Raw genomic sequence first — 15,048 nt, forward strand, 5'->3', positions numbered from 1 at the left:
GGCACCGCCATGTTGGACAGACCTGCCTCGGCCCTGCGCCTTCGCGAACGGCTGCTCGATTCAGAACGGCTGATGGAAGAGACCGGCTGCTATGACGGCATCACCGAGCTCACGCTACGCAACCAGGACCCGCTGAAATTCGAGACGCTGCACACCAAGCTGCGCGCCTATTGCGTCTCGGCCCGCGAAATGGCCCGCCGCATCTCTGCCTCGCCCGGCGTGCGCGAAGTCGGCGAAATGGTGGTGGCGATCTATACGCCCGAGGGCGATGCGATCGCGCTGTCCAACGGCATCATGGTCCACGTCCACACGATGAGCCGCTTCATCAAATGGATGATCAAGAACAATTACGAGGAAAACCCGAAGATCCGCGAAGGCGACATCTTTGCCAACAACGATGCTTTCATCGGCACCGTGCAGGTGCCCGACGTCATGGACGTAGTGCCGATCTTCCATGAAGGCACGCTGGTCGGCTGGGCCGGTGCGGTCTGCCACGAGCTCGAAGCCGGCGGCATCACGCCCGGCGGCGACGTCTGCTTGGCGCAGGAGCGCTTCACCGAAGGCCTGTTCGTCTGCGCCGAAAAGATAGGCGAGAATGACGAGATCCGCCGCGACTACGTCATCCGCTGCGAGCGCAATCTGCGCATGCCGATCTACTGGGTGCTGGACGAGAAGGCCAAGGTCGCCTCCTGCATCGACATGCGCGAAAGCGTCAAGCAGCTGATCTCCGACATCGGCCTCGACTACTGGATGAAGGTGTCGAAGGAGTTCATCGAGGAGGGCCGTCGCGCCCAGCTCGCCCGCACCCGCCAGCTCACCGTGCCCGGCATTTATCGTGGCCACACCTTCTACGGCCATGTCACGACGGGCAAGCCCGGCTTCCAGCTGCTTGGCGATCCCGACTGGCTCTACAACATCCCGATCGAGATGGAGATCACCACCGACGGCAAGATCACCATGGACTTCGAGGGCACGCAGCCCTGGGGCTACCATTCGATGAACTGCACGCCGGCCGGCATGGATGGCGGCATGTTCGTCACCTTGACCCAGCACATGAATTTCGAGGGCCTGGTCAATGACGGCGCCTGGATGGCGACCGAGCTGAAGCTGCCGCACGGCACCTGGACCAACCCCGACAATGAGATGGTGGCGACCGCCACATCCTGGGCGCTGCTGCTGCCGGCCTATGGCGTGTTCCAGCGCCTTTTGTCGCGCGGCTTCGTCGCGCGCGGCTTCGTCGAGGAAGCCTTCGTTGGCCAGGTCAACAGCCCGATGATCGAGATGGGCGGCGAAAGCCAGTACGGTACGCCGTTCGGCATGGCGCATTTCGAATGCGCCGCCGCCGGCTCCGGCGCGCTGGCCATCGCCGATGGCCTCGACACCGCCTATGTCGGCTGGAATCCGGAATCCGACATGGGCAACATCGAGGTCTGGGAACAATCGATGCCGATGGTCTATATCGGCCGCTCGATCGTCCCCAATTCAGGGGGCGCCGGCAAATATCGCGGCGGCTGTTCCTTCGTCTCGACCTGGCTGATCAACAAGACCTCGCACCTGCGACTGCACACCTCGGAACACTCCTCGCGGGTATTCGACAATGGCGGCATGTGTGGCGGCTATCCCGCGCCGACCTGCCAGAAGCATCGCGCGGTACGCAATTCCAACATCCATGAACTGGCGGCAAAAGGCGAACCGCTCGCGCATGCCCCAGGTATCGATCCGCATGTCTCCGACTACGAGAAGAACATCGGCGGCGACCATGCCGTGGTCGAAGGCCCCTACATCACCTCGCCGCACAAGTCGGGGGACATCTTCAGCCATTCCTACAATGGTGGCGGCGGTTACGGCGACGTGCTGGAGCGCGATGCGGTCAAGACCGCCTGGGATGCCGAGAACGGTTTTCTCACCCGCCAGGCGGCGATCCAGATTTTCGGCATCGTGCTGAAGGACGACGCCGAGGGTTATCCGGTTGCCGATATCGACGCCACCGTCGAACGTCGTGCCGCCATGCGCAGAGAGCGTCTGGCCAAGGCGATCCCGGTTTCGGACTGGATCGCTGCCGAACGCAGCCGTGTCGAGAAGGCCGACTTCGCGCCCGAGGTGAAGAAAATGTATGCCAGCGCGATCAAGCTATCGTCGCGCTTCACCAGGGATTTCAGTGATTTCTGGACCGTCGACGCCAGATCGATCTTCATGCCGGGAGCAAAGCCATGACCTCATACAGCAAGGAAGTCCTCGGCGATCTCTCAGCCGGCAAGCTGCCCTGGCCGCAGACAAAGCGCATCATGAGCGCCTACAAGGACGACGACCGCTTCTTCAAGATGCTCGCCGTCTATCAGGACCGTGTCGCATGGAAGGACCCGATCCTGCTGCCGGTCTCGGATCACCTCTTCATCTGCCAAAGCGGCGATGAACGGATCACCCGCTGCGAATGCGGCCACTCCTTCGGCGACTACCGCAAGAACTGGAAGCTCAAGGCCGCGATCAACGTGCGAAACACCGAGGAAGCGCTGCGCGAGATCTATCCCAACAGCGATATTCCCGATCCGCAATGGATGGAAATTCGCGAATTCATCTGTCCACAATGCGGCACCATGCACGAAGTGGAAGCGGCGGCGCCGGGCTACCCGATCGTCCATGATTTCGAGCCAGATCTCGAAGGCTTCTACCGCGAGTGGCTGGGCAAACCGCTTTAGCGAAACTCGATGTTACGGCCGCGTTGCCGGCAAGGTAGCGCTCCTAGCCGGCGACGGACTATGAATCAACGCATCGTACGTCGCATCGGAGACTGCCCACCATGACAGACCTTTCCGGCCGCAGCGCCATCGTCACCGGCGGGTTTTCCGGCATGGGTTTCGCCATTGCTACGGCCCTGGCGCAAGCCGGCGCCAATGTCGCCGTCGGCTCCTACATCGCGCCCGCCGGCGCCGACAGATCCGACGCCGCCTACTATCCCGGCGCCGATGAACTCGAGGGCGTGCGGTTGGCCCTGTCGGCACACGGCACCAGGGTTTGTGCCGCCCATCTCGATGTCCGCGACAGCGAGGTGACCAACCGGTTTGCAGCCGACGTGCAGGCCGCCATCGGCCCGGCCGACATACTGGTCAATGCCGCGGGCACCACCGCCGAACAGCCGGTCTGCGGCCATTCCGACGCGCTGTGGGACAAGATCGTCGACACCAATCTCAGCGGAGCGTTCCGCGTCACCCGAGCTGTGCTGCCCGGCATGATCGAGCGCGGCTGGGGCCGTATCGTCAACATCGGCTCGACGGCGGCTTCCGTCGGCTGGAAGGACAACCCGGCCTACTGCGCCTCGAAGGCCGGGCTGCTCGGCCTTACCCGCTGTGTAGCGCTGGAAGGCGCCGCGCACGGTGTCACTTGCGTCATGATCAGCCCGACCTGGGTCGAGACCGAACTGATGCGCCGCAACGTGGCGCAGGTCGTCGAGCGTGAGGGCAAGGGCAGAACCGCCGAGGAAGCGATGGCCGAGATCGCCAAGGGCAATCCCCAGCAGCGCATGCTGCAGCCGCAGGAAATCGCGGCTCTAGCCGTGTTCCTGTGCTCGGATCTGGCCAAGGGCATCACCATGGAAAACATCCAGATCACCGGCGGAGCGCTGTGGTAGCGGCCACAGTTTGAATTTTCGAACGAGCGAGCCGCATTAACGCCATTTGTCGGTTGCATGGTCGTTTTGGCCCTGCCTGCAGCAACTTTACCCCTCGCGGCAAATTTACCATTGAGTGACAGGCGATAGAGGTTATATTGTGCACTGCACAATGGATGCTCGCTGATCGGGGTCCGGCAAGGGCAGGTTCCGGCGATCGCGCATGACGCAGAAAAGCCGACCATGGGCGCTTCAGCCCAGCCGAAAGGCGGCAGCATGAGAAATCCGGTACGGATATGAAGATCCCGAAATCCATTCTGATCGATCCGGACAACAACAAGGCCTATGCCGCCTTCGCCGTTGCGGTGTCGGTCTTTGCCTTCGCCTACTCCACCAATTTCGGCCAGATCCTGATCCTCGCCTACTATCTGGTATGGCTGCCGCTGCTGTTCGTCGATTACCGGCGTTTCGCCCGCGATCTCTCCAGCGCCTGGCTGCCGCTGCTGTTTGCGGCCTATGTCTGCCTGTCGCTGTTCTGGTCGCAAGCGGCCGGCACCAGCGCGCGGGCGGGGCTGCAATATTTCTCCCACATGCTGTGCGCCTACATCGCGGCGCGCACCATCAGCACGCGCACGCTGGTGCTGGGCTCGCTGATCGGCATCTTCATCGTGCTGCTGTATTCGCTGAAGGTTGGCGCCTATGCGCTCGACACTATCGACGGCACCACCAATTTCGTCGGCGCCTTCGGCTCCAAGAACCAGATCGGCTTCTTCGCCTCGCTCGGCATCTTCTTCTGCTTCGCTTTTCTGGCCTTCTACCGGCGCAACTGGATGAGCTTCGTCTGGACCGCGCCGATCATCCTGCTGTCGGTCTATATGCTGGCGATCGCCCACTCGGCGACGTCGGTCGCTTCGCTTCCGGCGGTGATCGGTGTCGTTGCCTTGCTTGCCATGAGCAAGGTTCTGTCACGCCGCTACCGCCGCGTGCTGTTCGTCGTCGGCGCTACCGCGCTGGTCGGCGGTGTGATGGCTGCGCTGAACCTTGGCCTGCTCGATGTCGTGCTCGGCATCTTCGGCAAGGATTCGACGCTGACCGGCCGCACCTATCTCTGGGAACAGGGCTGGGCCGCCGCGCAGCAGCGTCCGGTGCTCGGTTATGGCTATGCCGCCTACTGGATCCAGGGTTTTGCCGATCCGGAACGGCTCTGGGCCGAGTTCTACATCTCCACCCGCACCGGCTTCCATTTCCACAACACCTATATCGAGACGCTGGTCGAGCTCGGCTTCATCGGCGTGACGATGCTGGCGCTGATCATCCTGCGCTCCTTCTGGGGCCATGTTTCGAAGGTGGTGTTCGGTGACTGGAGCGCCGATTCAGTGGTGCTCGCCGGCGCGGTCGGCATGATGCTGATCCGCTCCTTCTTCGAGGTCGAGATCCTCGGCCCCTATTTCATGGCCTCGTTCATCGTCTATTACGGCCTGTTCAAGCTGCGCCCGGTGCCGCTCGCCAGGGCAAGGCGGGCCTATGTTCCGGTGCCGGACGAGAACACCGCCAACGGCCGCATGCCGGCGCGCGTCTGACTTGCTTATCTCAGGCGACGGCGCGCTTGCGCAGCATCAGCCGCTGCAGGAAGCGGCGCAACGGCTCGTCATAGAGGCGCGTGGCGATGTCGGCGATGACGATGACGGAAACCGCCATGACGATGCCGAACCAGGGATGATGCGCGAACGGGTCGATCGCTGCGGCCTTGCCCGCCCCGGCGATGATCATCAGCAGCGGCGTGTGGATGATGTAGATTGGGTAGGAAATCCGCCCCAGCCAGCCATAGAGGCCTGACAGGCGCGGCGCCGTCGGCGCAATAGTGCCGACCACCACCAGCACCGGGAAAACAAAGACGACGCAGGCGAGATCGTAGGCGACGCGCGCGCCGCCGGCCGGCGCGATGGCAAAGACAACGAGCGTCAGTGCGATCGCGGCCTCTATCCACCAGCCGCGCCGCAGAAAGCCGAGCCCGCTTTGATAGCGTGTCATGGACCGGCAAAGCAGCACGCCCAGGAAGAACGAGAAACAGACGCGTGGCAGGCCGCTGATGATAGTCGATCCGGTCATGCCGAAGTCGAGGGTGCCGGCAATGATAGAGACGACCACCAGCAACACCAGACTGACGGCGATGAGCGTGCTCAGCACGCGTTTCGTCAGCAGGAAGAAGACGGCGACATAGGCTATGTTGACGATCAGCTCGAAGAACAGCGACCACGACGCGGGGTTGAGCGGAAAGATCGTGTGATAGGCATCGCTGACCAGCGGGATGAAGAACATGCCGGTCGTCAGCATGGTGCCGATCTCGGAGATCGGCATGTATTCCGCCGGAATCAGCCGGTTCTTGACGACGAGATAGAAGAAACCGAGCAGCGTGCCGGCGAGGTAGAGCGGGTAGAGGCGTATCAGGCGGATCGCCACGAAGGTGCCGACGCCCATGCCGTTTTCGATCTTGCGGTCATAGGCATGCGCGATGACGAAGCCGCTGAGCAGGAAGAACAGGTCGACGGCCAAATAGCTCGACGGCAGCACCTTGCCGGCGGCCAGGAACGGCGAGAAGTGGTAGAGCATGACGCTGATCGCCGCGACGCCGCGGATGGCATCGAGATTGAGGTAGACGTGGCGCGGTGCGGCGGGCTGCATGGAATGCCTTCAAGCGGTCGAAAAACGGAAGTTCCCGCCCGCACCCTGGCGCGAACGAGCCGAACTGGTTCCTCCCGCCTCCATCGCGCGGGCCTCGCCGAGCGAGCCCGAGCGCTAGAGCAATTCCGGGAAAAGTGGGAAACGGTTTTCCGTCCGGAATTGCTCCAAACAAACAGGTTACTGGCTGGCCGTCGGCGCCAGCTTCACCTTGATGACGTCGCCCGGCAGCACCGGCGTATCTTCCTTGGCGTCGATCTCGCTGGTCTTGCCGTCCGTCACGCGCACCAGCGAATAGATGAGCGCCGGCTCTTCATTGTGGTTTGTGATGGCGGCGGTCGTGGCCGGGTCCGATGCCTGGGCCATCAGGCCCTGTTGCATGTTGACCCTGAGTGCGGCTTCGTTGAGGTCTGCTTCGACCTGCTGCCGGTCGGCGGCAAGTCTCGAGTTCAACGTGTTCTGGGCATCGATGGCATCCTGCGTCGCCTTGCTGACCGACTGCTTGGCGGTGAGGATCGCCGTCTCATAGTCCAGGATCTTGCCCTGCAGATCGGTGACCGACTGTTGCGAGGAAAGCAGGCGTGCGTTGGCGACCAGGCCCTTTTGCGCCAGCGGACCGATACTGTCCGCCTGCTGCTGCGCCAGGTCGACCTGTTTTTGCTGGTTGACGATCTTTTTCTGCAGCGCCTCGATTTCGGACTGCAAGACCCCTTTCAGATCGTCAAGCGCCTGCAGCTTCAGCTTCAACGCTTTCTGGTCGGAGATCAGGATCTGCATTTCGTCGGAGACGATTGTCGCCAGGCGCGGGTCGCCCTCGACTTCCTTAGGCGCCTCGAAACTCTCCTTGCCGGCGAGATCGGCATCGATGCGGGCACGCTTGACGATCAACCGCACGCGCTGGTCGTCATAAATGTCGAAATTGCCCTTGGCGGTGATCAGGTCCTTGCCGAGCTGGGTGCCGAAATCGGCGTTGCGCCGGATGCCGCCGGCGATGCTGATCGCCTTGAGCACGGTCAGCTCGGGCACATAGGGAAACTGGCCAGGCGTCTGGATCTCGCCCGAGATGTAGAACGGCCGGAACTGCACCATTTCCACCGAGGCTTCCGGCTTGTCCGACAAGGCAAGCTTGCGCTGCAGGGCGACGCTGATCGCGGCCGCAACCTCCGACGTGGTCTTGCCGGCGGCCGGCAGTTCGCCGACGAACGGCACCGACAAATTGCCGCCTGGACCGACCGAATATTCGCCGTTTACCGCCGACCAGTCACGGAACGTGCCTTCCACCGTCTGCCACTCGGCGACGCGGATGTTGAGCTTGTCCTGCGAGCCGAGCCGGTACTCGTCGGCCATGGCCGGAACCGCGAGCGACAGAGCGAGGCACGTGGCGACGAGCCGTGCCGGCCGCATCGGGCCGGCAAGGCGAAAATACGCTGATATGTCTGTTTTCAACTGACGTTTCCGATCCGTTTTGGCCCCATCCGCCCGATAGGCCTGCTGCCGAGTGCCTCCTTCGGAACCTGGCAGAACACTATGGCTGCAATGCGAGACCGGCCCATCGCCGAATAGCTTTGGACCGGATTGGCTTCGGGCCGTGCCGGCCCGATTGCTGACCAGTTGCGGTCGGTCAGTAGGAACCGCGCGACATCCACACCGCAGGCACGGTCTTGAGGATGATGCGAACGTCTTCGAACAGCGACCAGTTCTCGACATAGTGACGGTCGAACGCGACGCGACTGTCATAGGAGACATCGTTGCGTCCGCTGACCTGCCAGAGCCCGGTCAGGCCCGGCCGCGACTTCAAATAATAGACCGCGGCGCTGCCGTAGATCTCAAGCTCGTCACGCACCACCGGGCGAGGCCCGACAAGGCTCATATCGCCCTGCAGGATGTTGATGATCTGCGGCAGCTCGTCGAGGCTGAGCTTGCGCAGAACGGCGCCGACGCGGGTGACGCGCGGATCGTTCTTCAGCTTGCGGGTCGCGATCCATTCGGCGTTGGCTTCCGGATTGGCCGCGAGATAGGCGGCCAGCACACGTTCGCCGTCTTCGACCATGGTGCGGAACTTGAGGCAGGGGAAAATCCGCCCACCGCGTCCGATGCGCTTGTGGCCGTAGAAGATCGAGCCGCCGTCGGAAAGCTTGACCAGAAGGGCCACCATCAGGAACAGCGGGCTAAGCGCCACCAGGCCGACAAGTGAACCGAAAATATCGAAACTGCGCTTCAGCAGCCCGCCGATGGGTGGCGGAAAATCTACGCCGACATGCGAAAATGCCGCATTGGCCGACTTGGCAACGTCCCTCATGCAAAAGCTCCATACGTTGAACGGATGGTTTATGCCACGATACCAAAAAAATGCTGCAGCGCAACACACAATTTCCCATATGGCTGAAATAGTCACGTCAGGAATTGACTAAATAATAAACGCTCCTTGCCCAAATTTTGCCCTTTATGGCGGGTTTGTGACGAATAATCAGCAACCGTAGGAAATGTAATGCCTTTTTTCGGCGGGTTTTGGGCAAATCGTCCTTCGCCGCAGAGGGAACGGCTTTAACTGATTTTTGAATCACTGGCTTTGCTAAATTAAACAAGTAAAATACTAATCAACATTGTAGATTCTACTGTAGTATAAAGCGCATGACGAGTTAGGCCACCACCCCTGCGTGTGCATCGCAGCATGGCGGAGTCCAAGCCGTCGCCAAGCCGAAAATTATTGCTGGTTGCCCTTGCCGTCAGTTTCGCGCCTTAATAGAGTCGCAAATTATTCCTGATAGAGTCTGGATGGGTTGGGAAGGCCGGACGCAACCGGCCGAAAAGAGCAGCTAAATAAGCTCGCATGGCGACTGGGGAGATACTCGGGTGGGTAAGTCATCGCTTTTGCATGCTCGGGCCGGTTGACGGGCCGCCGAACATGTCATTACCAAAATTCGTCATTGGAATGGTTTTCGCCCTCGCGATCGTGGTCGCGTGGTCCTATGTCGACGGCGCGACGGTCACCACAACGGTGCTTCGCGTCATCGGCTGCGCTGTCCTCATCCAAGTCGGTTATTTCCTGCTGGTGTATGTTATGATCGCCAGGAGCGCGCCGACATCGGCCGACAAGGCTCGCGACGCCGAAAGAAGCCTCGGCGCCGACAAGGCGGTTGAAGGCGAGAAGCTCTCGGCGAGGCGCAGCGTGCATTGAGCAGTCTGAAGCCGCAAGGTCGGCCTCGGATCATCTTGCAGCCGGACTCAGCCTGCTTCGGCCGGCTCGGGTTCCGATTGCTCGCCTGAAAGCATTTTCGACAGGCGGCTGCCGGCCTTCGCTTTCAACCTCTGATATTGCCCCACTTCGACGATTCGTCCGTTTTCGACTGCAACCACCCAGTCGGCGAAGGCGATCATCGATGGCCTGTGCGCAATGGTCAGGATCGTCATCGATCCGCGCAAGCCGTCGATCGATTTGGCGATCAGGGACTGGTTCTGCCAGTCGAGCGCGCTGGTCGCCTCGTCGAGAATGAGCAGCGAAGGTTTGCGCAGCAGCGCGCGCGCCAGCGCGATGCGCTGGCGTTCGCCGCCCGAGAGCCGGACGCCGCGGTCGCCGACCACCGTGTCGAGCCGCAACTCCAGCCGCTCGACGAAGTCGGCGCCATGCGCAGCGCGCAGTGCAGTCCACAGCTCCGCGTCACTGGCTTGCGGCGCGGCAAGGCGCAGATTGGCGGCGATCGTATCGTGCAGCAGGAACACGTCTTGCGGCACATACGCCACCTGGTCGCGCCAGCGCCGGCGGTTGGCGGCGCCGATCTCGACGCCATCGGCCAGGATCTTGCCCTCGCTCGGTTCGAGCAGGCCAAGCAGCATGTCGGCAAGCGTGCTCTTGCCCGAGCCTGACGGACCGATCAGCGCCGTTACCTTGCCGGCGGGAAGGCCAAAGGTGACATCGCTCACCACCGGCTTGCCGCCGGCCTCATAGGCAAAGGAGACATTGCGGATGTTGAGCCCGACATCGAGCGACAGCTTGGCATCCGATTCGAGGTTTGCCGGCTCGCGTTCGGCATCGAAACGCGCCTGCATGTCGCGCATCGAGGCATAGGCCGGCAGGTTGATCAGCACCTGCTGCGCCTGCATCTGCATGTCCATGAAACGCGGCGCAATGCGCATGAACACCAGAAGCAGCACAACGATCTCGGCCAGTGAGAGGTTGAAGCGGATCAGGGCGACATAGATGAACAAGCTCAGACCAATGACGCTGGCGACCTGGAACAGAGCGGTGCCGATGGTGCTGTTGCGGACGTAGTTGATGTTGTCGGCCTTCATCTTCTCCAGCGTCGCGCGAAGCTGTGCGTAATAGGTCGCCTCGACATTCAGGCTCTTGGCCACCTTGATGCCGCCGAGGAACTCCGAGACCGTTCGGTACTGCTCCTGGCGATTGCTGGTCAAAACCCGGCCGAAGGCGCTGGCTCGTGCCCGAAACGGCTGCAGCGCCAGGAAGGTGACGATGCCGACGACAATGGCAAATGCCGTCATCACTGTCGAAATGAACAGCGAGACAACGAGATAACCCGCCAGAAGCACGGCGATCTGCACCAGCATCAGCAGCGAGAACGCCGCCGACTGCACGCGGTCGATATCGCCGGTCAGCGCATGGTCGAGATCGGAGCTGCGCATGCGCGCGAATATCCCCCACCGCGCCTTGCCGATGCTCTCGAACAGGTTCATGCGCAGGCGATTGATGAAGTCGAGCAGCAGCCGCGCCATGTAGACGGATTTATAGCGGTTGAACGCCGCCTGCAGCGCGACAAGCCCGACCAGCAGGCAAAGCACCGTGGTCAATTGCAGCGTTCCGTCCGGAGCCAGCCAGCGCACCCAGTCGCGGTCAGGCAACCTGACCGCGAAATTCTGCTCGGGTCGCCCGACCAGATGCAGCAGCGGCACCAGAAGCAGGATCGAGATGCCTTCGGTCAGGCTTCCCAGGATCAGGAACAGCAATGCCGTGAAGGTCCTGCGCCCGCCGATCCGGGCCATGGCGGCGCCGAAGCCGGCGACATCGCGGTAAAACGAAAAGCGCAGGATCTGCGATGCGGACATGTCAGTCACCGCGGCCCTTTGTCGGCCGCCAGATCGTTTTCGATCAGGGCGACGGCTTCGCCGATACGGTCGAGCCCGGTGGGCACTTCGAGGCGACAGACGCCGATCTGGCTGGCCAGGGCGGCGCATTGGCGAAGATGTGTCGTGGCAAAATCGCCGACCAGGGCTGGACGGCCGAAACGCGTCACATAGGAAAATTTGATGATCGCCGGCAGGGCGCCGATGCCTGGCAGCGGCGTGATCGCTGCCTTGTCGCTGCGCTCGAGGATATAGATCCGGGTCGCCGGCACCGCGTCTGCCGCAAATCCGGCGTGCAGGCGGTGCTGCATCTTGTCGATCGCCGCATGCACCTGCGGGCGTATCTCTGCCTGGCGGATGGGAAACGCGGCGGCGGCATCGGCGGCGAGTTTCAGCTGCGGAAAACCCGGAACGATCATCGGCCGGTCCGTGAGATCGAGCGCCACGACATCGTCGGTCAGCAATCGATGCCCGGCACGGATCATCGCGCTCGCCGTCGTCGATTTGCCGGCGCCCTTGTCGCCCATGAAGACAGCGCTCTTGCCGCCGACGGCAATGGCGCTGGCGTGCAGGATGAGCAGGCCGCGCTGGTGCAGGAGCAGTGCCATGACCGGACCGAGCAGCGGAAACGCCAGCAGCGCATCGTCGACATTAGGCGCCGGCTCCACCTCGATCCGGCAGGCATCGGTGATCAGGAAGGCGCCGACCGTCTGCCATGCCAAATATTGCTGCCGCGGCTCGAAACGGAAAGCGGTTCCGGTCTCGGGCGAGGGTTTTGGCAGGTCGATCGGGCCGACCGTGATCAGCACATCGACGCAAGCTGGTTCGCTCGGCTCTAGCTCAGGCAGTTCGACCTGCGAAGCGATCGTCAGCCCATAGGCTTTGTAGAAGTGCTGTGCGCGAGCAGCAATTGCATGGCGGTCATCAGCGGCAAGAGGCATGTTGGCCGGCATCATCATTGGCTCCCGCGCTGTTGCACCTGCCGCAGCCACAATGATAGCGAAATCGAACGCCATACATACTGGACATCGGGCAAGGTCGCGGCCTCGGGTTGGCTGGAAATGCGGCCATAGGCGGCGGTCACCTCAGGCAGGTTGACGTAAGGGGCAATCCGCGCCGCATCTTTCACCAGCACCTTGTCCAGGAGATCGCGGTGATTGCCCAGCATGCCTTTGACCAAATTGGAGGTGAAATCGATCTTGTCGCGCCGCCACTGCACCGCCGGGGGCAAAATTCCTTCCATGGCACGGCGCAACACCGAGCGGCCAAAGCCCTGGTTCAGCTTTTCCGCGCCGGGCAGTGCCAGGCAGAACTCGACCAGAGGCTTGTCCCAGAAGGGGTAGCGCGGCTCGACGCCGAAATTCGCCGCCGCCTTGTCGAGTACCTCGAAGGCGTGCGGCACCATGCCGTTCGACAGCAGCCAGCGATGGGTCAAGGTCTCGCTGGCGCTGACCGCGGGCGACATGTAGCCGGCCCGGCGAAAGCGCTCGACGAGGTCGGTACGCATCGCCAAGTCCGTATTGATCAGGCCGCGCCAGCTCGTCGCCGGCCGCCCAGTTGGATGGCGCCGCAATTTGCCAAGCACGCGGTTCGCGAACCGCTTGATTCTCGCGATGCGCCAGGCCGGCCCGTAAAGGGTAAGGAACTGGTAGTAGAGGCCGAGCATGCCGTCGCCATAGGTGTTGGAGGCGCTGCGCAGCTCGCGCCACAGCTCCATCCATTTGCCGGCGTCGGCGAGTTCGTGCAGATGGCCGTGGCCTTGCGAAACCACCTCGTCGCCACCATGGCCGTCCAGCAGCACCTTCATGCCCTTGCCGCCGGCCGTCCTGTAGATGTCGCGGGTCAGCGACAGGCCGGGGGCCAGGAACGTTTCTTCCTGCTCCTCCAGAATGCGTTCGAATTCCGCGAAGGGCGCGTAGTTGCCGACGGAAATCAAAGTGCCGTCGACCTGCTCCTGTCCAAGCACCGCCTCGATGAAAGGCCGCTCGTCCATCGGCGAGCCCTTTTCGAACACCAGCGAGAAGGTCGGCAGCCTCGGTCTTTGCTGGGCGGCATTCTGCAGGCCCGCCACGCAGGCGATCGAGGAGGAATCGAGGCCTCCGCTCAGCATCGCCCCGACCGCAGGCGTGCCGCGCATGCGGTTGCGGACCGATTGCGAGAACAGATGGCGGAATTCCTCGGCCGTGTCCGCCCGCATCGGTCTTGGCGACGGTTCGATCTGCCAGTAGCGGCGCAGCACCACCTGGTTGCCGGTCACTGTCAGACTGTGGCGCGCCGGCAGGCGGAAGATATCGGCATAGGCTGTCGACTGCGGATCGTCGGGCAGCCCGGCCAGGAATCCCGAAATCTGGTGTTCGCTGATGCGCATGTCGACGCCGCCGGCATCGAGGATCGGCCCGATCTCCGAGGCAAAGACGAAGCGCCGGTCGCTCGAATGATAGTAGAACGGTTTGACGCCGAAATGGTCGCGCACGCAAAACAGCTGCCGGCGCTCGCCATCCCAGATGGCAAAGGCGAAGTCGCCTTGCAGATGCTCGGGGCAGGCTTCGCCCCAGCGCAGATAGGCGCGCATCACAAGCACGGCGTCGGCAACCGAATTGTCCCGGATGCCGAGCCTGGCCAAGAGTTCGTCGCGGTTGTCCAGCCGGCAATCCGCGGTGATTGCGAGCTTGCCGCCGGCCATGGTCAGCGGGCCGGGGCCGGCTTCATCGGTGGTGTTGAGCCAGGCGTGGCCAAGAACGACGCCCTCGTCGATCCACCACGAACTGCCGTCAGGCGCGCGATGCTGCATGCGGGCAAGCATGCGCTGGATGTCGGCCGCGGCGGCCTGCCTGCCTTCCTGCCTCAGCAGAATTCCGGCGACGCCGCTCATCGCTCACTGGCCGTGGTCGACGAGATGGTTAAACCTGCCAAGCGAGCCGCCGAGCACGATGTGGTCGCCGCTGACCAGCCAGGCATGCGCCTTCAACTCGGTGCCGGTATCGCGCTCGATGCCGATGCGGATTTTTGAGGCGTTGCCCTGGCGGGCAAGCAAATATTGGCCGGAAAGCGCTTGGGTCAGACAGCTTGCGCCAGGCACCAGGCGGGCAGCCGCAGCCACGCCCCAGGCGACACGCCTGAGATCGCCGATGTCGGCTGGTTCGCGCGCGTCGAGCCGGGTCACCATGCGGCGCACTATGTTGTAGGAAAGCAGCGTCAGCCCCAGCCGCACCGCCACGACCACCGCAAGGCAGTGGGCGAGAAAGAGCATCTCCGGCCCGCTCAGTGAGAAAGCTCTAGACAAGTTCCTCATCATGGAGCCTCGCAAGCCCGGCGTCCGCCAAGCCCTTCAACAATCCATCGACATCGGCCTTGCAGCGTTCCGGATCGACATTGTAGCGATCCAGCACGGCGCTGCGGATTTCGGAAATCGGCCGCGGCTCCTGGATCAGCTCCCAGATATAGGCGCCGACGCCGTTCAGGCTGTAATAGATGTTGGACCTCATATCGAGCAGCGCCAGGCCGTTGCCGAATTCGCAGGCCACGGCATCCTTGCTCGCGCTCATCCGATCATGGTCCGTGGGGTTCCAGTCCATTCCTAAACCTCGCTCACAACCAACGCTTCGGCAATTCCGGACAAAGACGCGAGAGCCGGGGTTTGACCCCCGACTCTCCTTAGTGCGCTCTGTTTGCAGAGTCCGGACTTT

General features: G+C 62.5%; 13 protein-coding genes. 5 read left to right on the forward strand and 8 right to left on the reverse strand.

All coding sequences use genetic code 11. From position 1 onward, the window contains the following. Nucleotides 1-9: 9 nt before the first annotated feature. From X730_RS149875 to X730_RS149860, 4 genes are all read left to right on the forward strand, one after another. Nucleotides 10-2,214, forward strand: coding sequence for a hydantoinase B/oxoprolinase family protein (locus X730_RS149875; RefSeq protein WP_023826485.1), 2,205 nt, complete (start codon nt 10-12; stop codon nt 2,212-2,214). Then, nucleotides 2,211-2,696: an acetone carboxylase subunit gamma gene (locus X730_RS149870; RefSeq protein WP_023668821.1), complete on the forward strand. Its 486-nt coding sequence runs from the start codon at nt 2,211-2,213 to the stop codon at nt 2,694-2,696. Before X730_RS149875 ends, X730_RS149870 begins: the two co-directional genes overlap by 4 nt. A 101-nt stretch (nt 2,697-2,797) precedes the next feature. Next, complete coding sequence (locus X730_RS149865) at nt 2,798-3,625, forward strand: SDR family oxidoreductase (RefSeq protein ID WP_023822116.1); 828 nt, start codon at nt 2,798-2,800, stop codon at nt 3,623-3,625. A gap of 275 nt (nt 3,626-3,900) precedes the next feature. Further along, entirely contained in the window at nt 3,901-5,184 is a 1,284-nt protein-coding gene (locus X730_RS149860; RefSeq protein WP_023689977.1) for an O-antigen ligase, read from the forward strand. Between the two features lie 10 nt (nt 5,185-5,194). On the opposite strand, the gene X730_RS149855 is transcribed toward X730_RS149860, so the two are convergent. The 3 genes from X730_RS149855 to X730_RS149845 all read right to left on the reverse strand — a co-directional run bounded on the left by X730_RS149855 (nt 5,195) and on the right by X730_RS149845 (nt 8,582). Next, on the reverse strand, nt 5,195-6,286 hold the full coding sequence (locus X730_RS149855; RefSeq protein ID WP_023826486.1) for an acyltransferase: 1,092 nt from the start codon (nt 6,284-6,286) through the stop codon (nt 5,195-5,197). A 177-nt stretch (nt 6,287-6,463) separates the two neighbouring features. Further along, on the reverse strand, nt 6,464-7,687 hold the full coding sequence (locus X730_RS149850; RefSeq protein ID WP_032910064.1) for a polysaccharide biosynthesis/export family protein: 1,224 nt from the start codon (nt 7,685-7,687) through the stop codon (nt 6,464-6,466). Nucleotides 7,688-7,904: 217 nt separating this feature from the next. Then, nucleotides 7,905-8,582, reverse strand: a complete 678-nt coding sequence (locus X730_RS149845) for a sugar transferase (RefSeq protein WP_023668816.1) — start codon at nt 8,580-8,582, stop codon at nt 7,905-7,907. Between the two features lie 606 nt (nt 8,583-9,188). Here X730_RS149845 and X730_RS149840 point away from each other — a divergent pair. After that, entirely contained in the window at nt 9,189-9,461 is a 273-nt protein-coding gene (locus X730_RS149840) for a hypothetical protein (protein ID WP_031197005.1), read from the forward strand. A gap of 47 nt (nt 9,462-9,508) precedes the next feature. Here X730_RS149840 and X730_RS149835 read toward each other — a convergent pair whose 3' ends face one another. From X730_RS149835 to X730_RS149815, 5 genes are read right to left on the reverse strand one after another with little or no spacing between them, the layout of a single operon-like run. After that, nucleotides 9,509-11,344 carry an ABC transporter ATP-binding protein gene (locus X730_RS149835; protein ID WP_023715552.1) on the reverse strand — a complete coding sequence of 612 codons (1,836 nt, stop codon included), beginning with the start codon at nt 11,342-11,344 and terminating at the stop codon, nt 9,509-9,511. Between the two features lie 5 nt (nt 11,345-11,349). Then, on the reverse strand, nt 11,350-12,318 hold the full coding sequence (locus X730_RS149830) for an HPr kinase (protein ID WP_023826489.1): 969 nt from the start codon (nt 12,316-12,318) through the stop codon (nt 11,350-11,352). Continuing rightward, on the reverse strand, nt 12,318-14,234 hold the full coding sequence (locus X730_RS149825; RefSeq protein ID WP_023715554.1) for a lasso peptide isopeptide bond-forming cyclase: 1,917 nt from the start codon (nt 14,232-14,234) through the stop codon (nt 12,318-12,320). The genes X730_RS149830 and X730_RS149825 overlap by 1 nt, the downstream gene beginning before the upstream one ends. 3 nt (nt 14,235-14,237) lie before the next feature. Further along, a complete protein-coding gene (locus tag X730_RS149820) occupies nt 14,238-14,612 on the reverse strand; it encodes a lasso peptide biosynthesis B2 protein (protein ID WP_245261369.1) in 375 nt (124 codons plus the stop codon). A 25-nt stretch (nt 14,613-14,637) separates the two neighbouring features. Then, on the reverse strand, nt 14,638-14,907 hold the full coding sequence (locus tag X730_RS149815) for a PqqD family protein (RefSeq protein WP_245261370.1): 270 nt from the start codon (nt 14,905-14,907) through the stop codon (nt 14,638-14,640). Nucleotides 14,908-15,048: the final 141 nt, after the last annotated feature.

This window comes from Mesorhizobium sp. L103C131B0, from assembly GCF_000502275.1.
Lineage (GTDB): Bacteria > Pseudomonadota > Alphaproteobacteria > Rhizobiales > Rhizobiaceae > Mesorhizobium.